At 68.9% G+C, this 16,844-nt stretch carries 16 protein-coding genes; 9 read left to right on the top strand and 7 right to left on the bottom strand.

Features of this window, described 5'->3' with window-relative positions:
- The first annotated feature begins 42 nt into the window (after positions 1–42).
- Together JQX13_RS48935 and JQX13_RS48930 are read left to right on the top strand one after the other, a co-directional pair.
- A complete protein-coding gene (locus tag JQX13_RS48935; protein ID WP_203406251.1) occupies positions 43–360 on the top strand; it encodes a Rieske (2Fe-2S) protein in 318 nt (105 codons plus the stop codon).
- Between the two features lie 165 nt (positions 361–525).
- On the top strand, positions 526–993 hold the full coding sequence (locus tag JQX13_RS48930; RefSeq protein WP_239015515.1) for a MogA/MoaB family molybdenum cofactor biosynthesis protein: 468 nt from the start codon (positions 526–528) through the stop codon (positions 991–993).
- A gap of 86 nt (positions 994–1,079) precedes the next feature.
- Here the strand turns inward: JQX13_RS48930 and JQX13_RS48925 are convergent, their stop codons facing one another.
- Positions 1,080–2,252, bottom strand: coding sequence for an epoxide hydrolase family protein (locus tag JQX13_RS48925; protein ID WP_203406249.1), 1,173 nt, complete (start codon positions 2,250–2,252; stop codon positions 1,080–1,082).
- Positions 2,253–2,381: 129 nt separating this feature from the next.
- Here JQX13_RS48925 and JQX13_RS48920 point away from each other — a divergent pair, with 129 nt between their 5' ends.
- The 3 genes from JQX13_RS48920 to holA are packed head-to-tail and all read left to right on the top strand — an operon-like array spanning position 2,382 to position 5,713.
- Positions 2,382–3,332 (top strand): TIGR02757 family protein, encoded by a 951-nt coding sequence (locus JQX13_RS48920; protein WP_203406248.1) that lies wholly within the window; start codon positions 2,382–2,384, stop codon positions 3,330–3,332.
- A gap of 39 nt (positions 3,333–3,371) precedes the next feature.
- Positions 3,372–4,400 carry a DNA polymerase III subunit delta' gene (holB, locus tag JQX13_RS48915; RefSeq protein ID WP_203406247.1) on the top strand — a complete coding sequence of 343 codons (1,029 nt, stop codon included), beginning with the start codon at positions 3,372–3,374 and terminating at the stop codon, positions 4,398–4,400.
- Entirely contained in the window at positions 4,397–5,713 is a 1,317-nt protein-coding gene (gene holA / locus JQX13_RS48910; protein ID WP_203406246.1) for a DNA polymerase III subunit delta, read from the top strand. Before holB ends, holA begins: the two co-directional genes overlap by 4 nt.
- A 9-nt stretch (positions 5,714–5,722) precedes the next feature.
- Here holA and JQX13_RS48905 read toward each other — a convergent pair whose 3' ends face one another.
- The 3 genes from JQX13_RS48905 to JQX13_RS48895 all read right to left on the bottom strand — a co-directional run bounded on the left by JQX13_RS48905 (position 5,723) and on the right by JQX13_RS48895 (position 7,126).
- Complete coding sequence (locus JQX13_RS48905) at positions 5,723–5,905, bottom strand: hypothetical protein (RefSeq protein ID WP_203406245.1); 183 nt, start codon at positions 5,903–5,905, stop codon at positions 5,723–5,725.
- Positions 5,906–6,190: 285 nt separating this feature from the next.
- Positions 6,191–6,394 (bottom strand): cold-shock protein, encoded by a 204-nt coding sequence (locus JQX13_RS48900; RefSeq protein ID WP_203406244.1) that lies wholly within the window; start codon positions 6,392–6,394, stop codon positions 6,191–6,193.
- 192 nt (positions 6,395–6,586) lie between these two features.
- Positions 6,587–7,126 (bottom strand): Lrp/AsnC family transcriptional regulator, encoded by a 540-nt coding sequence (locus JQX13_RS48895; protein ID WP_203406243.1) that lies wholly within the window; start codon positions 7,124–7,126, stop codon positions 6,587–6,589.
- 49 nt (positions 7,127–7,175) lie between these two features.
- On the opposite strand from JQX13_RS48895, the gene JQX13_RS48890 reads away from it, so the two are divergent.
- On the top strand, positions 7,176–8,420 hold the full coding sequence (locus JQX13_RS48890; protein ID WP_203406242.1) for a trans-sulfuration enzyme family protein: 1,245 nt from the start codon (positions 7,176–7,178) through the stop codon (positions 8,418–8,420).
- Positions 8,421–8,534: 114 nt separating this feature from the next.
- Here JQX13_RS48890 and JQX13_RS48885 read toward each other — a convergent pair whose 3' ends face one another.
- Together JQX13_RS48885 and JQX13_RS48880 are read right to left on the bottom strand one after the other, a co-directional pair.
- A complete protein-coding gene (locus JQX13_RS48885) occupies positions 8,535–9,938 on the bottom strand; it encodes an NAD(P)/FAD-dependent oxidoreductase (protein ID WP_203406241.1) in 1,404 nt (467 codons plus the stop codon).
- Positions 9,939–10,075: 137 nt separating this feature from the next.
- A complete protein-coding gene (locus JQX13_RS48880) occupies positions 10,076–10,873 on the bottom strand; it encodes an NRDE family protein (RefSeq protein WP_203406240.1) in 798 nt (265 codons plus the stop codon).
- Positions 10,874–10,988: 115 nt separating this feature from the next.
- On the opposite strand from JQX13_RS48880, the gene metG reads away from it, so the two are divergent.
- The 3 genes from metG to JQX13_RS48865 are packed head-to-tail and all read left to right on the top strand — an operon-like array spanning position 10,989 to position 14,829.
- Entirely contained in the window at positions 10,989–13,076 is a 2,088-nt protein-coding gene (gene metG, locus JQX13_RS48875) for a methionine--tRNA ligase (RefSeq protein WP_203406239.1), read from the top strand.
- 2 nt (positions 13,077–13,078) lie between these two features.
- Entirely contained in the window at positions 13,079–14,059 is a 981-nt protein-coding gene (locus JQX13_RS48870) for a HEAT repeat domain-containing protein (protein WP_203406238.1), read from the top strand.
- A complete protein-coding gene (locus JQX13_RS48865) occupies positions 14,056–14,829 on the top strand; it encodes a TatD family hydrolase (protein WP_203406237.1) in 774 nt (257 codons plus the stop codon). The genes JQX13_RS48870 and JQX13_RS48865 overlap by 4 nt, the downstream gene beginning before the upstream one ends.
- 52 nt (positions 14,830–14,881) lie before the next feature.
- On the opposite strand, the gene JQX13_RS48860 is transcribed toward JQX13_RS48865, so the two are convergent.
- A complete protein-coding gene (locus tag JQX13_RS48860) occupies positions 14,882–16,843 on the bottom strand; it encodes an HD domain-containing phosphohydrolase (RefSeq protein WP_203406236.1) in 1,962 nt (653 codons plus the stop codon).
- Position 16,844 lies beyond the last annotated feature (1 nt).

Genomic DNA, 16,844 nt, shown 5'->3' with positions numbered 1-16,844 from the left:
AGCACCCGTGTTGATTCCAGAGCGTTACGAGAGACGGAACCGATGAAGATCAAGCTCGGACCGGCGGACTTCGCCGAAAAGGAGATGCGGGGCTACGAAGTGGGTAAGCGCAGCCTGTGCGTTGCCAGGATCAACGGGCGCTACAAGGGGCTCGACGACTGGTGCAACCACGCGGGGTGCCTGCTGTCCGGTGGCCGCCTGGAGGGGAACATGGTCGTCTGCCCCTGCCACGAGGTCGGCTTCGACATGGACACGGGCAAGAACGAGACCTCGCCGGGCGTCTGCGACGATCAGCCCACGGTGAAGGTCGAGGTCGAGAACGGGGAGCTGCTCGTCGAGCTGTCCGACAAGGACGTGTAGGGAGGAACCAGGATGGGACACGAGGGACACGATCACGACCATGACCACGGGCATGGTCACGGGCACCACCACGGCCACGATCATGGTCATGACCACGGGCACGGCCATGAGCACGGGCACGAGCACGGGTCGCGGACGGCCGCGGAGCACAAGTCGCACGCGCCGGTGCACGTGAGCGCGTTCGTGGTGACGTGCTCGGACAGCCGGGACGCGTCGAAGGACGAGAGCGGGCGGGTGCTGCGCGAGCTGCTCGAGGGCGAGGGGCACTCGGTGAGCGGCTACAAGGTCATCAAGGACGAGCCCGAGGCCATCCGCGCGACGCTGAAGGAGGCGCAGGAGGCGGGCGCGCGGGCGGTGATCTTCAACGGTGGAACGGGGATCGGCCGCCGTGACAGCACGGTGGAGACGCTGCAGGGGCTGTTCGAGAAGACGCTGCCCGGCTTCGGCGAGCTGTTCCGGATGCTGTCGTTCAAGGAGATCGGCAGCGCGGCGATGATGTCCCGGGCGACGGCGGGCACGTACCAGGGGATGATCCTCTTCGCGCTCCCGGGCTCGCCGCAGGCGGTGCGGCTCGGGTTGCAGAAGCTCATCCTCCCCGAGCTGGGCCACGCGGTGCGCGAGCTGACGCGCTGAAGGCCGAGCTCGACAGCCACCGCGAGAAGGGCGACCTGGACAAGGCGCCCCACGGCCGCAACCGCAACCCCATCCTCTTCTCCTGATCAGCGCAGCTGCTTGCGCAGCGGCCGGAAGAAGGCCCGGATCTCCTCGAGCAGCAATCCGGGCTTCTCCACGGAGGCGAAGTGACCTCCGGAAGGTGCATCGGTCCAGCGCTGGACGTTGTAGTACCGCTCGACCCAGCGTCGCGGCATCTGCACGACGTCCTTGGGCATGATGACCACGCCCGTGGGGGCCTCGACCACGGGCGTGCGCGAGTGCGAGGGCCGCCAGCGCTGGTGCGCGTTCGCGTAGTAGAAGCGCGCGGCGGTGCCGAAGCTCTCGGTGACCCAGTAGAGCGTCATCACCGTGAGCAGCTCGTCCTTGGAGAAGACCTTCTCCACGTCACCGTCGCAGTCGCTCCAGGTCTTGCGCTTGTCCAGCAGCCACGCGGACATGCCCACGGGCGAGTCGTGCATGCCATACGCGAGCGTCTGGGGCCGGGTGTTCTGGATGCCGACGTAGCCGATGCCTTCCTTCATGAAGTGAAGGGTTCGCTGGAGTGCTTCCTGTTCGTCGGGGCCGTACTCGGAGGGCGGCGGGTGGCCGTCGGTGCAGGCGTCGAGGGGCAGCGGGAAGGTCGTGTGGATGCCGATCATCCGGTCCGCGTACTTGTGGCCGAGCTGTGCGGAAACGAACGCGCCGATGTCGCTTCCGTGTGAGCCGAAGCGCGAGTAGCCGAGCCCCTCCATGAGCTGGACCCACAGGTCCGCCGTCTCCACGAAGCTGATTCCCGTCTTCGTCAGGGGGGTGGAAAACCCGTAGCCGGGCACCGAGGGAATCACCACGTCGAAGGCGTCCTCCGGGCTCCCGCCGAACTCGGCCGGATGGGTCAGGGGCCGGATGAGCTTGTTCATGTCCCAGAACGTCCAGGGCCAGCCGTGCGTCAGTATGAGCGGAATCGGGCTCGGTCCCTGGCCCCGTTCGTGGATGAAGTGGATGGGGATGCCGTCGAGCCGTGTGCGGTAGTGGTTGAAGGCGTTGATGGCCCGCTCCTGGGCGCGCCAGTCGAAGTCCTTCTCCCAGTAGCGCATGAGCTCGACGAGGTACTTCTGCTGGGTGCCGTAGGTCCATTCGTCGTTGGCGAAGTCGCCCGGCCACCGTGTCCGCGCCAGGCGCTGGCGGAGATCCTCGAGGACGTGATCGGGGATGGAGACCGTGAAGCGTTCCGTTTTCATGCTGGGGCACCTCTGCGAGGGGTTGGATCCGCGGAGGGGAACCTAGGTCGGGCTCGCTTCAAGGGAAGGATGAACTTCGAGGCGAAGCGGGTTGCTCCATGCTACGGAGTGCATGGAGTTCACAGAACGATGGCCCGGCAAACGAAAGGAAACACAGGGCTGACCCCGCTCGAGGCCGAGCGCCTGCGCCCCTGTCTGGATGCCTTCCTGGCCTCCACCGACAGCCGGGCACGCATCGCCTTCGATCCCCTGGAGTTCCCCCACCGTTATGAGAACCCGAGAGACATCGAGGTGAGCGCGCTGCTGGCGGCGGCGCTGGCCTACGGGCGCGCGGACCTCTTCCGGCCCAAGGTGGATGCGTTGTTGAAGCGCATGGGCCCGTCTCCCGCGGCCTTCGTGCGCGAGCTGGACGTGGCCGGAGCGCGTGAGCTGCTCGACGGGTTCGTCTACCGCTTCAACGTGGGCACGGACGTGGCGGTGCTGCTGCTGGGCATGGGCCGCGCGTTGCGCGAGCTCGGGAGCCTGGAGGCGCTCTTCGTCCGGGGACTGGAAGCGCGTGGCTCCTGGCATGGGGCGCTGGACGCCTTCACCTCGGCCCTGCGCGACGTGCCCATGGAGCCGCTGCGCGAGGCACTCGGGCCCGAGCGCGGCCTGCACCACCTGTTGCCCTCGCCCCTGGGGGCCGGCGCGGCCAAGCGGCTCAACCTGTTCCTGCGTTGGATGGTGCGCGGTCCGGATGGCGTGGACCTCGGCATCTGGAAGCGCGTGCGTCCCTCGGCGCTGCTGATCCCCCTGGATACGCACATCGGCCGCATCTCCAAGCACCTGGGCCTCACCCGCCGCAAGGATCTGAGCTGGCGCACCGCCGAGGAGGTGACGGCCTCGCTCCGCGCGCTCGATGCCGAGGACCCCGTGCGCTTCGACTTCGCCCTGTGTCACTACGGCATGAGCGGCGTGTGTCCCACGAAGCCCGTTCCGGAGAATTGCGCGCGGTGCGAATTGCTTCCGGCCTGTGCTGTCGGGCGAAAGACGGTGAAGGCCCACGGAGGCACGGAGGGGAGGAGGCGGGCTACCCGCTGAGTGGTTGACGGGTGCCGCGCGAGCGGGGATACACGCGCCATGACGTTGGCTTCGGTCGTCGGACAGCCGCGCGCCATCGACGCGCTCCAGGCGGCGCTTCGCAGCGGCGCGGTTCATCACGCCTACCTCTTCGCCGGACCCGAGGGCGTGGGCAAGGAGCTCGCCGCCGTGGGGCTCGCCCAGGCGCTCACCTGCCCGGAAAAGCCCGACGAGGGCTGTGGCACCTGCTCGGGGTGTACCCGCATCGCCAAGGGCGCCCACCCGGACGTCTCCCTACTCATGCCGGACGCCGAGCGCGTGGCGCGTGGGCTCGCGGGGCGCTCGGACATCAGCGGCACGCCCAGCCGGGAGATCCGCGTGGAGCAGATCCGCGGACTGCTGGAGCGCATCTCGTTGCGCGGGCTCGAGTCCAGGCGCAAGGTGGCCATCGTGGTGGACGCGCACATGATGAACCCGCAGGCGCAGAACGCGTTCCTCAAGACGCTCGAGGAGCCGCCCGCGGACACCACGCTCATCCTGCTCGCGTCGGCGCCGGACAAGCTGCTGCCCACCATCCGCAGCCGGTGCAGCAAGGTGTACTTCGGTCCGCTATCCGTGGAGCTCGTCGCCGAGCGGCTCCAGAAGGAGCGCAAGCTGGACGCGCAGACGGCGGAGCTGGCGGCGGTGATGGCGGGTGGCAGTCTGGGGCGGGCCCTGGCGTTGGACCTCGACGCGCTCGCGGCGCGCAAGGAGGTCATCACCGGCTTCGAGGCGCTGAAGCCCGGACAGCCAGGCGCGCAGCTGCGCTGGGCCGAGACGTTCGGCGCCTCGCGCGAGCTGGCGGAGCAGGCGCTCTCCATCCTCTCCCTGTGGACGCGGGACGTGTCGCTGGCGAAGGCGGGCGTGGCGCGGCTGGCGAACCGGGACATGGTGCCGCTCGCGCTCGAGGTGGCCGAGCGCACGCACGAGACGGTGTTGCACCGGCGGCACGCGCTGCTGGAGAAGACGAAGGCGACCATCGTGGAGCGCAACGCGGCGCCGAGGCTGCAGCTGGAGCGGATGCTCATCGAGCTGCTGGAGGGGCGATGAGCGCGGACATCGAGGACGTGCTGGACGAGGCGAAGGCCGGCAAGGTGCAACCGCTCTACCTGCTGTGGGGCGAGGAGTACCTGGTGCGCCGGGGCGCCGACGAGCTGGTGAAGGTGCTGCTGCCGGACGCATCCGCGGGGCTGAACTTCGCGGTGCTGGACGCGGGCTCGCCGCGCGAGGTGGCGCAGGAGCTGGCCACGCTGCCGCTCTTCCCCGGGCGCAAGGTGGTGCTGGTGCGCGACCCGGAGTTCCTCGCGCCGAAGAAGGGCCGCGGGGACGCGCTGGGCAAGGCGCGCGAGGCGTGGAAGGCGGGCAAGCGCAAGGAGGGCGCCCGGCGGTTGTTGGCGCTGGCGGCGCGGGCGGGGTGGGGCGTGGATCAGCTCGACCCGGGCGCGAGGGGTGCGCCGTCGGTGGAGCAGTGGAAGGACGAGCTGAACGTCGAGCTGGCCGAGGCGGACCTGGCCTTCCTCAAGGAAGTGGCCGCGTTCTGCCGCGAGGAGCGCATCACCGCGCCCGAGGGGGACGCGAGCGCGCTGCTGGAGCTGTTCCAGAAGGGCGTGCCGCCGGGGCATGCGCTGGTGTTGGCGGCCTCGGAGGTGGACGCGAAGAACCCGCTGGTGAAGCTCGCGGCGGAGAAGGGACGGGTGGTCGAGCGCAAGGTGGCGGCACGCCACAAGGACTTCGAGCTCGAGCCACTCGCCGAGGAGTTCCTCCGGCCCTTCAAGAAGAAGCTGGGGAAGGGCGCCGCGGAGCAGCTCAAGGAGCGCGTCGGCGGCAACGTGCGGCTCCTGCAGTCGGAGCTGGAGAAGCTGGCGACGTACGCGGAGGGCTCGACGATCGAGGCCGCGGACGTGGCGCTGCTGGTGGCCCACACGCGAGAGGAGGAGTTCTTCGAGCTGTCCGAGGCCCTGCAGAACCGCAACCTCAAGGCGGCGCTGGACTACACGTTGGACGCGATGGGGCAGGGGGTGCACGGGCTCCAGTTGCTGGGCGCGGTGGCTTCCATCACGCGCGGTATGCTGGAGAACCACGAGCGGCTGGAGAAGTTCGCGGGAGGCTCGCTGCCGCGCTCGTTCCCGGACTTCAAGGCGCGCGTGTTCCCGAGGATCGAGGAGGAGGCCAAGGCGGCGAAGGGCAAGGCCCCTCACCCGTACGCGGCGTTCCTCGCGATGCAGGGGGCCGCACGCTACAAGCGGCGAGAGTTGCTCGATGCGCTGGTGGCGTGCGCCGATGCGGACCTGGCGCTCAAGTCGTCCGCGAGCAGCAAGCTCGTCATCGAGCGGCTGCTCTGGACCGTCTGCGGGAGCGCCTGACGGCCGTGCTCAGTGCTCCAGCGGCGGCTGGGGCCCCGGGATGATGTGGGCGATGTCGGGATCCAGTCCGCCCTCCTCGCCCTTGGGCCGCTCGGCCTTGAGCCGCTTGCGCTCCTCACGCCGGGCTTCCTTCTCCTGATTGCGCTCCTGACGCGCCCGTTCCTTTTGCCTCTTGTTGAATGTGACTGTCATGAGACTCCGAGGGAATGAGTTCTAGAAAGATCCGTCTCCTCCCAGAGACCGGATCCGAGAAACCGTGCTGATGCGCATGGAATCGCGCCCGCTGGTCCGACGAGGAAGCCGAGCCGCCTCTCCTCGTTGGAACCCATGGCGGTAGCGCTCCCGGAACGGAGCGCGGTGGGCTCCAGATGTAATCACCGGGCCCGGAGATGTCATCCCGTTGGGCCTGGGTGTCCGGAAATGAAAAAGGCCCAACCTCGCGAGGAGACTGGGCCGGGTGCCGGTTCTGACGGCGCGTCAGGCGGGGCGGACGTTCTGCGCCTGCAGGCCCTTGGGGCCACGGGCGACGTCGAACTCGACCTTCTGCCCTTCCTGGAGGGAGCGGAAGCCCTGGGTCTGGATCGCGCTGTGGTGGCAGAAGAGATCCTCGCCCCCGCCGTCCTGCGTGATGAATCCAAAACCCTTCGCGTCGTTGAACCACTTCACATTACCAGTTGCCATTTACTCGTCTTCTTTCTTGTCCGGTCTCAATGAGCTGAGCCGGAGGCCGCTTCCTTGTGGGGGGCGACCATTGCCGTGTGTCACGTTTCGAGGCGCGTGCCTAGGGGGACCTTCTCCGAATCTCTCCGAAAAGTGACCCCGTGACCGGCGGCTGGAGATGGAACCCCCGGCTCCGGGATTCCATTCCGCCCCTCATCGAGGCGGTTTTCGAGTCCGCCGTTGCGAGGGCTCGGGGGTGAGCGGCAGCCCGGGGTTCCGCACGAACTCGAAGATGAGGGACGTCTCCATGTGGGCCACCTCGGAGCGGGTGGTGAAGGCGTCCATGCCCAGGTCTCGCAAGTGATCGGCGTCCCGCACGGCCACGTGGACGAGGAAGTCGTTGGCTCCGGCCACGTGGTAGACGGCCAGCACCTGGGGAAGGGAGAGCGCGTGGCGGCGGAACTCCTCCACCAGCTCGCGTGAGTGCTGCCGGAGCCGCACGGCGATCATCGCCTGGAGCCCGATGCCCACCGCTCGCGCGTCCACTTCCGCGTGGAACGACTTGAGCACGCCGGTCTCTCTCAGCCGGTTCACTCGCGCGAGGCAGCTCGACTGCGCGAGCCCCACCTCGGCGGCCAGTTCCTTGTTCGAGAGCCGAGCATTGTTCTGCAAGGCCTCCAGGATGGCGAAGTCGATTCGGTCCAGCGCGGGTTCCGCCGCGTGCTTCCGCAGGCTATTCGATGTTCCTTTCATGCCCGGAAGCGTATTCCTTCCGGCCTCCCGTTCGCAGGAGGAAATTCGGATGAGGAAGCTCGGTTTCGAAACGCGTGCGGTTCATTCCGGCCGTGAGGACCTGACCGATCTCGGCGTTCATGCGCCGCCCATCGATCTCTCCACCACCTACCCCGTGGGCGGCCTCGGAGGCATCGGCGAGTGCTTCGATGCGCTCGCCCAGGGCGGTCCCCTGCGCGACAACCCCATCTACGCCCGGCTGCACAACCCCACCGTGGTCCGCTTCGAGAAGGCGCTCGCGGCGCTGGAGGGGGCCGAGGAGGCGGTGGCCTTCGCTTCGGGCATGGCGGCGCTGACGGCGGTGCTGCTCGCGGCGCGCCAGGGAGGCAAGCACGTGGTTGCCTGCCGCCCTGTCTACGGGGGCACGGACCATCTGCTGGACAGTGGCCTGCTGGGCATGGAGGTCACCTGGACGCATCCTCACCAGGTGAGCAGGGCCCTGCGTCCGGACACGGCGCTCGTCGTCATCGAGACGCCGGCCAACCCCACGCTGGCGCTCATCGACATCGCGCGGGTGGTGGCCCAGGCGGGCAGCGTTCCGGTGTTGGTGGACTCCACCTTCGCCACGCCCGTGCTCCAGAACCCGCTCGCGCACGGGGCCGCGCTGGTGCTGCACAGCGCGACCAAGTTCCTCGGTGGGCACGGTGACGTCATGGGGGGCGTGGTGGCCACGTGTTCGGCCTGGGCGGCGCGGCTGCGTCAGGTGCGCATCGCCACCGGCGGCGTGCTCCACCCCGAGGCGGGCTACATGCTGCACCGTGGCCTCGCGACGCTCCCCGTTCGAGTCCGGGAGGCGCAGCGCGGCGCGCAGTTCCTCGCGGAGCGTCTGGCCTCGCACCCGGCCGTGTCCCGCACCTGGTACCCGGGGCTCGCTGGTGGAGATCCCGAGGGGCTCGTGGGCCGGCAGATGCGGGGGCCGGGATGCCTGCTCTCCTTCGAGCTGGTGGGTGGAGGGAAGGCGGCGGCCCGGGTGATGGAGCGGTTGGAGCTGCTCACTCCGGCGGTGAGCCTCGGCTCGGTGGACACGCTCATCCAGCACCCGGCGAGCCTCACGCACCGCGTGGTGGACGCGACGGACCGCGAGGCCAGCGGCATCTCCGAGGGCATGCTCCGTGTCAGCGTGGGCCTGGAGAACCCCGAGGACCTCTGGGCGGACCTGCGGAACGCCTTGGAAGCGCTGCAGGGAGAAGAAATCGCTGCCCGAGTGGAGAAGCCACTCTTTGGGCTGACCAATCCAGGTCTTGGGCGGAGTTGAACCGCGTCGCTTTGTGAAGGCGATTACCAGTGGCGTGTTGGGCCTCTCCGGCCGGGCAGCTGCCATCACGGACGAAGGGGCCCGAAAAATCCTGACAACGGGCCTTTTTCGCCTCTACGCCTGGGGCATCCGGTGCACGTTCGCCCGTTCTGCGAGGGGGACGAACAGGCTCTTCGCCCCGTAGGCGAGCAACGGCAGCGCCATCCCCGGCTGGAGCAGCGATTCCAGGCCGTCGCGCATGTGCAGCACCCGCAGGAACTGGTGGTAGACGTTCGCGTCCACCGAGGTCAGCTCGATGAGCCGGCCGAAGAACCAGTGCAGGACCCCCACTCCGGGAGGTCGTGCACCCGTCGTCTGCGGGTAGTGCATGTCCATGACGGACGTCATGAACCAGGGGATGCGGAGGATGCCGGGCAGCTTCCGGCGGAACCGCTCCGAGACCCCGCTCAGCTCTCCGGGAGTGTGCGGCTCCTTTCCGGTGAGGAGCTCTCCCAGCATCTTCGCGCCCAGGCTGGCCGTCGTCATCCCCTGGCCGAAGATGGGGTTGAAGGCGCACACGGCATCGCCCGTGACGATGAGCCGCTCGGGGAAGCGCGACAACCGCTCGTAATGCAGCCACCGGCTCGTTGGAATCTTGTGGGTGACCGGGGCCGTCAGCGGCTCGGCGTCCTGGATGTAATCGTAGAGGCCCGGCCGCGGTAGGGAGCGGGCGAACTCCAGGAACCCCTTGTCATCCGTGGGCGCGTGGTCGCCGAAGTACCCGTTCACGCTGACGATCCAGCGATCGCCCTCCACGTGCGAGATGAACCCCGCCCGCCATCCGTCCGGCGCGCGCGGGTACTGCACCAGCAGCTTCCAGTCGTCCCGGAAGCCCGCGGGCCGCTTGTAGAGCCGGCTCGTGTACGCCAGGTCGATGCCGATCTTCTCCTCCTCGGGCCGACCGTAGCCCAGCTCCTCCAGCCACCGGGGCGAGCGCGTTCCCCGGCCGCTCGCGTCCACCACCAGGTCCGCCTCCAGCGTCTCCTCGCCGCCCGGCCCCCTCACCTTCACCCCGGTGACGCGTTTCCTCTCCGCGTCGGTGCACAGCGCCTCGACGGTGACGTTCTCCCGGATCTCCACCTGGGGCAGTGCCTTCACCCGCTGGAACACGTTCCATTCCAGGTAGGGACGGGTGCACAGCACGGACTCGATGCCGCTCGGGACGCGTACCTTCCACACGCCGAAGTGCTGCCAGGCCATGTCCCGGCTCGAGTCGATGACGTTCATGCCCGAGTCCTGCGTCTCTCGCGTCAGGCCAGGGAAGAGCTCCTCCAGCACCCGCTTTCCGGCCTCCAGCAACAGATGGACGTGTTGGCCCTGGGGGGCGCCCTTGCGTGGCTCCGGACCCGCGGGACGCTCGTCCCGTTCGAGCACCGTCACCTTCTCGAAGTGGTCCGCCAGGACCCGGGCATTCACCAGCCCCGCCATGCTGCTGCCGATGACTACGGCATGCCCGTACCTCCGTGCGCTGCTGCTCATGTGACATCCCCCGGTGTCGGAGTGTGGATTCCCTCCATTAGGACCCCCCCGCGACTGGCGGGCAAGGAGGGCGGGGAACACACCGGGGCCGTTTCCAGCCGACGTTGTGGGAGACGCGGAGCGTCACGCGCCGTCATTCACCGGGGGTAGAGCAGGGGCGTGACGTCTCGATACGGCCCCTGGCATGGGGAGACATCGGCTGCCAGGTAGTGGGCCACCCGTCCAGGCGTCAGCGCGACGATGGCCGACGAGCGGGTCCCATATCCTGGCGTATGGATGCACAGCGCCTGGTACTGGCGCAGGCGCTCGTGAATCTCGGGAAGGCCCTCTTCCTCGGGGAGGAGCTCCGGCGCGCGCTCCGGCAGCACGTGGTCCGCCAGCAGGGCCTGGAGTGTCCGCACGGCCTCGGGCCAGGGCTGCCGTGCCGCTCTCTCCGCGAGCTTCCGAGCCCTCGCCACCTTGGGCATGGCCGCGCAGTCGAGGACGTCGTTGGGCAGGACGTGGATGCCCGGGGGCACGTCCTCGAGGCGCATTCGCTCCGAATCCGGCCGGGCATAGGCCACCCGGAGCACCCCGGCGTCACCGTAGAGCAGGTTGAAGGGGTTGTACTCCCGGGGATCCAGCCCCGCGAGGTAGCGCTCGGCCCCCTCCACGCCACCGGCTTCCAGGGCGCGCAGGACCACCTCTCCCCGGGAGCGTGGCGCCCGCGTCAGGTTCGCGGAACCCCGTTGGTTCGTCAGACCCACGAAGAAACCGCCGTCCGTCAACCCCATCCACGTGCCCTGCCGCTCCAGGTCGCGTCCTCCGACGATTCGGGGAGCGGGGGACAGGAGCTGGGGACCGGCGGCCGGGCGGGCATACAGCTCATCGCGGTTGGCGGCCAGCACGAGCGGGTAGTCGGGGTGGATGTGGCGGAGGATGACGATGGTGCACATCGTGTGGGGTCGATAACAGCTCCGGGGCCCCGGTGCATCAGGCGCGTTCCTTCGTTACTTCCCGATGACCGGAGCCCTTCGAGCGGCTAATGTCCGCCCCCCCTCAGGAGAACCCATGGCGGAGAGAATCCTCGTCACCAGCGCGCTACCGTACGCCAACGGCCCCATCCATCTGGGCCACATGGTCGAGTACATCCAGACCGACATCTACGTGCGCTTCCAGCGCTCCTGCGGCAAGGACGTCGTCTACTTCTGTGCCGACGACACCCACGGCACGCCCATCGAGCTGAACGCCGCGAAGCACGGCCTCAAGCCCGAGGAGTTCATCGCGCGCTTCTACGAGGCGCATCAGGCGGACTTCCGCGAGTTCGGCGTCCAGTTCGACTACTTCCACTCCACCAACTCGCCCGAGAACAAGCACTACGCCGAGCTCATCTACGGGCGGCTGAAGGAGCACGGGGACATCGAGAAGCGCGACGTCGAGCAGGCCTACTGCGAGGTGGACAAGCGTTTCCTCCCGGATCGCTTCATCAAGGGCACCTGTCCCAACTGCAAGGCGGCCGACCAATACGGCGACGCCTGTGAGAAGTGTGGCAAGGCCTACGCCCCCACGGACCTCATCGAGCCCCGGTGCGCCCTGTGCAACACGCCTCCGGTGCGCCGCAAGTCCCCGCATCTCTTCTTCAAGCTGTCGAACCACGCGGGCTTCCTGCAGGAGACGCTGCGCAAGCCGGACTTCCTCCACCAGGGCCTCGCCACCCAGCTCCAGGGCTTCTTCGAGCAGGGTCTGGCGGACTGGGACATCAGCCGCGACGGTCCGTACTTCGGTTTCCCCATCCCGGGTGAGACGGACAAGTACTTCTACGTCTGGCTGGACGCCCCCATCGGCTACATCGCCACCACGGAGAAGTGGGCCCAGACGACGGGCAAGGCGAAGAGCGCCCTGGACTACTGGGCCGAGGGCAGCGATGCCCGCATCGTCCACTTCATCGGCAAGGACATCGTCTACTTCCACGCGCTCTTCTGGCCCGCCGTCCTCAAGGTGGCCGGTCTCAAGCGGCCCGATGCGATCAAGGTGCACGGCCACCTCACCCTCAACGGGGAGAAGATGTCGAAGACGCGGGGCACCCTCATCGCCGCGCGCGCCTACCTGGAGCACCTGGACCCGAGCTACCTGCGCTACTTCTACGCCGCCACGCTCGGCTCGGGCATCGAGGACATCGACCTGAGCCTCAAGGACTTCCGCCTCCGGGTGAACGGCGAGCTGGTGAACAACATCGGCAACCTGGCCAACCGCAGCCTGTCCATGCTCGCGGGCGCGGTGCTGGAGAAGCGGCTCGCTCCCGCCACGAAGGAGGGTCCCGGCAAGGCGCTGGTGGAGGCCGCGCTCGCCCGCGTCCCCGAGGTGCGCGAGGCCTTCGAGAAGCTCGAGTACCGCAACGCCATCCGCATCATCACGGAAATCTCCCAGACGGCGAACGGCTTCCTCCAGAACGCGGCCCCCTGGGCCAAGGTGAAGACGGATCCCGAGGCCGCTCGCGCCGACCTGAGCGACGCCGCCGAGGTGGCCTATCTGCTCGGTGCGCTGCTCTCGCCGGTGATTCCGCGCGTGACGGAGAAGCTCTTCGCGCAGCTCAACGCGCCGCCGCTCACCTTCGAGGCGCTCGCCACCGCGCGCTACCCGCTGCTCGACCGCAGCCGGCCCGTGGGTACCCCCGAGCCGCTCCTGCCGCGTCTGGAGGAGGACCGCGTCAACGCCATCCTCGGCCAGCCTCCCGCCGCCGCCGAGCCGGCCAAGGAGGGCAAGAAGAAGGCCTCCGAGCCCAAGCCCGCCGAGGCCAAGGCCCCCGAGGCGAAGCCCGCCGAGGCCGCGCCGGGAGAGATCGAGATTGGCGACTTCGCCAAGGTGGTGCTCAAGGTGGGCAAGATTCTCGCCGCCGAGCGCGTGCCCAAGGCGGACAAGTTGCTGAAGCTCACCGTGGACCTGGGCGAGGAGCAGCCGCGCACCATCTGCTCCGGCATCGCCGAGGCCTTCCAGCCCGAGCAGGTGCAGGGCCGCAAGGTGGTGGTGGTGGCCAACCTCAAGCCGCGCATGCTGCGTGGCATCGAGTCGCGCGGGATGATTCTGACCGCGGGCCCCGGTGGCAAGGACCTGTCCCTGTTGGACCCGGGTGACATGCCTCCCGGCTCCGAGGTGAAGTGAGCGTGACGGACTGGTGGGTCGAACGGGACCGGGCCCTTCTCACCCTCGAGCGGGAGAGGGACCCCGGCAAGCGCGCCGAGGCGGCGGAGTTCCTCTTCCATCTGGCCGCCGAGGACGCCTCTCGCGCGCCCGAGCTCTCCGAGGCGCTCACGCGGCTGCTCGCCGACAAGCAGGTGGCCGTGCGCCGCACCGGCGTGGGCATGGCCACCGCGGTGCTGTCCGCCGAGGAGCTTCCCGGGTTCCTCGCCGGGCAACTCGCCGACGAGGAGAGCCTGGTGCGTCTGGAGGCCGCCGGACGCCTCGCCGATCTCGCCCGGCCCGACTGTCGCGGCACGTTGGCCCAGGCCCTCGAGGATCCCGTCTTCGAGGTCCGCTTCGAGGCCGCTCGCGGCATGGCCGCCCTCAAGCACCCGGCCGGACTGGACGTGCTCGTCGAAGCGCTCAATGAGGATCTGCTGCGCTTCCGTGCGCTCGGGGCACTCGCCGAGCTGGGGGATGCGCGTGCGCTGCCCGCCGTTCAGCGTCTGTTCCGCCGTTGGATGTTGCCCGCCTTCGACCGCACCCAGGCGGCCGGCGTGCTCGCGAAGCTGGGCGATCCCGAGGGGGCCGGCTGGCTCCTCAAGCGGACCGAGCGGCGGCGGTGGAACTGGGCCCAGGACCGGGCCCTCGCCGTGGAGCTATGTGGCGAGGTGAAGGCCCCGGGCGCCATCGAGCGGCTGCACGCGATCCTCTCCGATCCCAAGGACGATTGCCGGGGCGCGGCGGCGCGTGGGCTGGGCCGATTGGGTGACCCGAAGGCCCTGCCGTGGTTGCTGTCCCTGCTCGACGAGCCCGGGGTCCACGAGGACTACCGGCTCGATGCCGCCGAGGGCCTGTGGCTGCTCGGCGTTCCCGAGGGCCGTGACCGGGTGCGCGCGGTATTGCCCGCGTTCTCCGCCGAGGCCCGTGCCGAGCTCTCCGAGCTCATCGAGGAAATGCCATGAGGCTCGTTGATTCCCACTGCCACTTCGATCGCGCCGAGTCCGCGCAGGTGACCGCCGCGCTGGAGCGCGCCCGCGCCGCCGGGTTGGTTCATGCCGTCATCGTCGGCCAGTTCCAGGGCCCCGGAGACTGGGGCATCGCCCTGGAGGTCGCCGCCGCTCATCCCGACTTTCTCACGCCCACGCTCGGCATCCATCCGCACGAGGCGGCTCGCGCCACCGAGGCGGACCTCGAGCACCTGGAGCGCACGTGTGCCCGCCCGGAGATCCACGCCGTGGGCGAGGCGGGGCTCGATTACTACTACGATCACTCTCCCCGGGACGTGCAGGCACAGGTGTTCCGGAGGCAGTGCGCGCTGGCGAAGCGGCTCGGCAAGCCGCTCGTGGTGCATGTGCGGGACGCGCATGGCGACTGCGAGGCCATCCTGAAGGAAGAGGGCGTGAGCCGCGGCGTCATCCACTGCTTCACCGGGGACACCGACGCGGCCCGGCGCTACCTGGAGCTGGGCTTCATGCTGTCGCTGTCCGGCGTCGTCACCTACAAGAAGACCCAGGCGCTCCAGGACGCCGTGCGCTTCGCTCCCCTGGACCGGCTGATGGTGGAGACGGACAGCCCGTATCTGGCTCCTGTTCCCTACCGGGGCAAGAAGAACGAGCCCTCGTATGTCGTCGAGACGGCCAGGAAGGTCGCCGAATTGAAGGGTGTGACCCTCGAGCAGGTGGCCGAGGTGACCACGGCCAACGCGGCGGCGCTGTTCGGGTTCACCGTGTGATGACAGGCACGAGATACCCTCACCCCGACCCTCTCCCGGAGGGAGAGGGGGGTTATACGGCGGCCGTGGTCGTCGTGGGCCTTCGTGTCGTGGCCTGCTGGGCAACGAGCTGCAGCTCCTTGTCCATCTGCGGCACGTCCAGCAACAGCGCGTCCGGATCGTAGCGGAAGTCCGCCTGCTGGAAGCTCAGCAGCGTCTGCATCGCCTGCTCGCCGTTCAGTCCCGCGACGGTCGCGTAGACGAGCTTGCCCTGCTCCATGTGCAGGAAGCCCTCGTGGGCGTTCTGCTTCAGGTACAGCCGCCCCGACTTCTTGCCCGCTCCCAGCATCTTGAGCAGCTCCTGCGCGGGCATCTCGTCCAGGCTCCCTCGCACCACTCGTGCGGGGCCGTTGTGCAGGATGCGATCGTCGTACAGGACGCGGATCGTCTTCGCCGCCTCGTCCGGCGCCGTGGGAGCCAGCACCGCCGTGGCTCCGCCCATCATCAGCCGCTCGCGCGTGCCCGGGTCCGGATCTCCGAGCACTACCACCGGTAGCCCCGCGTGCTCCGGTGAGGCGCGCACCGCCTGGAGCAGCCCGAGCACCTCGTCCAGCCCGAACTTCAGCCCCACCACCAGTACGTCGCAGTCCTGGTACACCAGCGCGTCGTACGCCCCTTCCAGCAGTGAGAGCGCGTGCACCACCAGGCCCTTCTTCTGGCAGGACTCCAGCAAGTCCGTACGCGTGCCTTCTTCCGGCTCGACGACGAGGATCTGCCGCCCGTCATTGGCGATGCGTTGGCGCAGCAGCTCGCCGCTCTGCACCCTCATGACGATGTCCGCCACCAGCGGGTCGTACAGCTTGCCCGAGTTCTCGAGCAGGTGTTCGAGCGCCTGCTCCTTGGTCAGCACCTTCCCGTACGCATTGGCCGGGTTCTTCGTCAGCTCCAGGAAGCTGTCCACCGTCGCCAGGATGCGCGCGCCCAGGGTGATGTCGTCGCCCTTGGCTCCCTGCGGCGTCCCCGAGCCGTCGTAGGCCTCGTAGAGCTGCGCGAGCATGGTGTTCACCTGCACCGGCAGGTGCACCGACTCGAAGAGCTTCACCGGCACCCGGCTGTAGCGCTTGGCTTCGGCCATCCACTCCGGATTCATCGCGTTGCTGGCCAGGCAGAAGTGCCGCTCGGCCGGCTTTCCCAGGTCGTGCAGGAAGCCCGCGATGGCCACCGCCGCCACGTCCCGGGGCGGCATCCCCAGGCGTTTGGCCACCACCGCCGCCTGCCGCGACACCTGCGCCGAGTGGCCCCGGTGGTGCTTGCGCTCGCGCTCCTGCATCGTCACCAGGATGCTCAGCGTCTCGATGTAGTCCTTGTCCGTCACCGTCCCGCGCGAGCCCTGGAGCACATCGCTGCGGGACGTATTGGGCCGCGCTGGTGGGCCCGGGCGTTGGATCCGCAGCCGGGCGTCCGTCTCCAGGCGGAGCTGGAGGCTGCTCCTCGGGGCCGGCCCCGTGGTGCTCTCGTACGCGCTGGCCATGGTGGACACATCCGCCCGGATCTGGGCGGTCACCACCTCCAGCGACGCGAAGGCCGTGGGGTCTCCGTAGTAGTGCTTCCGGATGGCGGCGGCGATGGTGCTGCGCAGGCCCACGTACGCGTAGACCTCGGAGAGCCCCGTCACCAGGGCGATCTCGTCCATCAGCTTCTTGTTCTGCGGCTCGGCCGCCACCACCGACAGCAGCTTGCGCTCCGGGTCGATCGCCAGCGGAAGCACGTTCTGCGCCTCCGCCAGCCGCACCGGCACCTTGTCCAGCACCTCCGTGGGAATGCGGGCCTTGGCCAGCTTCTCCGCGGAGACGAAGCGAGTCTGGAACTCGGCCGCCAGGAAGCGCAGCAACGCCGCCTCCTGGAGCAGGCCGATCTCCACCAGACAGTCCCCCAGCCGGTGGCCGGTGATCTTCTGGTGCTCCAGCGCCTTCTGGATGGCGTCCGTCGTGACGAGTCCCGCCTCGACGAGCCGCTCCCCGAGTTTCTTCGCCATG

This window comes from Archangium violaceum, from assembly GCF_016859125.1.
Lineage (GTDB): Bacteria > Myxococcota > Myxococcia > Myxococcales > Myxococcaceae > Archangium > Archangium violaceum_A.
This window is presented reverse-complemented; position numbering and strand designations above follow the sequence as displayed.

Excerpts from the sequence above, each read along its gene's own strand:
- JQX13_RS48880 (WP_203406240.1), bottom strand. The coding sequence starts at position 10,873 with ATGTGCACCATCGTCATCCTCCGCCACATCCACCCCGACTACCCGCTC.
- JQX13_RS48900 (WP_203406244.1), bottom strand. The coding sequence starts at position 6,394 with ATGGCAACTGGTAATGTGAAGTGGTTCAACGACGCGAAGGGTTTTGGA.
- JQX13_RS48935 (WP_203406251.1), top strand. The coding sequence starts at position 43 with ATGAAGATCAAGCTCGGACCGGCGGACTTCGCCGAAAAGGAGATGCGG.
- JQX13_RS48890 (WP_203406242.1), top strand. The coding sequence starts at position 7,176 with ATGAGGAAGCTCGGTTTCGAAACGCGTGCGGTTCATTCCGGCCGTGAG.
- holB (WP_203406247.1), top strand. The coding sequence starts at position 3,372 with ATGACGTTGGCTTCGGTCGTCGGACAGCCGCGCGCCATCGACGCGCTC.
- JQX13_RS48885 (WP_203406241.1), bottom strand. The coding sequence starts at position 9,938 with ATGAGCAGCAGCGCACGGAGGTACGGGCATGCCGTAGTCATCGGCAGC.
- metG (WP_203406239.1), top strand. The coding sequence starts at position 10,989 with ATGGCGGAGAGAATCCTCGTCACCAGCGCGCTACCGTACGCCAACGGC.
- JQX13_RS48920 (WP_203406248.1), top strand. The coding sequence starts at position 2,382 with ATGGCCCGGCAAACGAAAGGAAACACAGGGCTGACCCCGCTCGAGGCC.
- holA (WP_203406246.1), top strand. The coding sequence starts at position 4,397 with ATGAGCGCGGACATCGAGGACGTGCTGGACGAGGCGAAGGCCGGCAAG.
- JQX13_RS48905 (WP_203406245.1), bottom strand. The coding sequence starts at position 5,905 with ATGACAGTCACATTCAACAAGAGGCAAAAGGAACGGGCGCGTCAGGAG.
- JQX13_RS48860 (WP_203406236.1), bottom strand. The coding sequence starts at position 16,843 with ATGGCGAAGAAACTCGGGGAGCGGCTCGTCGAGGCGGGACTCGTCACG.
- JQX13_RS48865 (WP_203406237.1), top strand. The coding sequence starts at position 14,056 with ATGAGGCTCGTTGATTCCCACTGCCACTTCGATCGCGCCGAGTCCGCG.
- JQX13_RS48895 (WP_203406243.1), bottom strand. The coding sequence starts at position 7,126 with ATGAAAGGAACATCGAATAGCCTGCGGAAGCACGCGGCGGAACCCGCG.
- JQX13_RS48925 (WP_203406249.1), bottom strand. The coding sequence starts at position 2,252 with ATGAAAACGGAACGCTTCACGGTCTCCATCCCCGATCACGTCCTCGAG.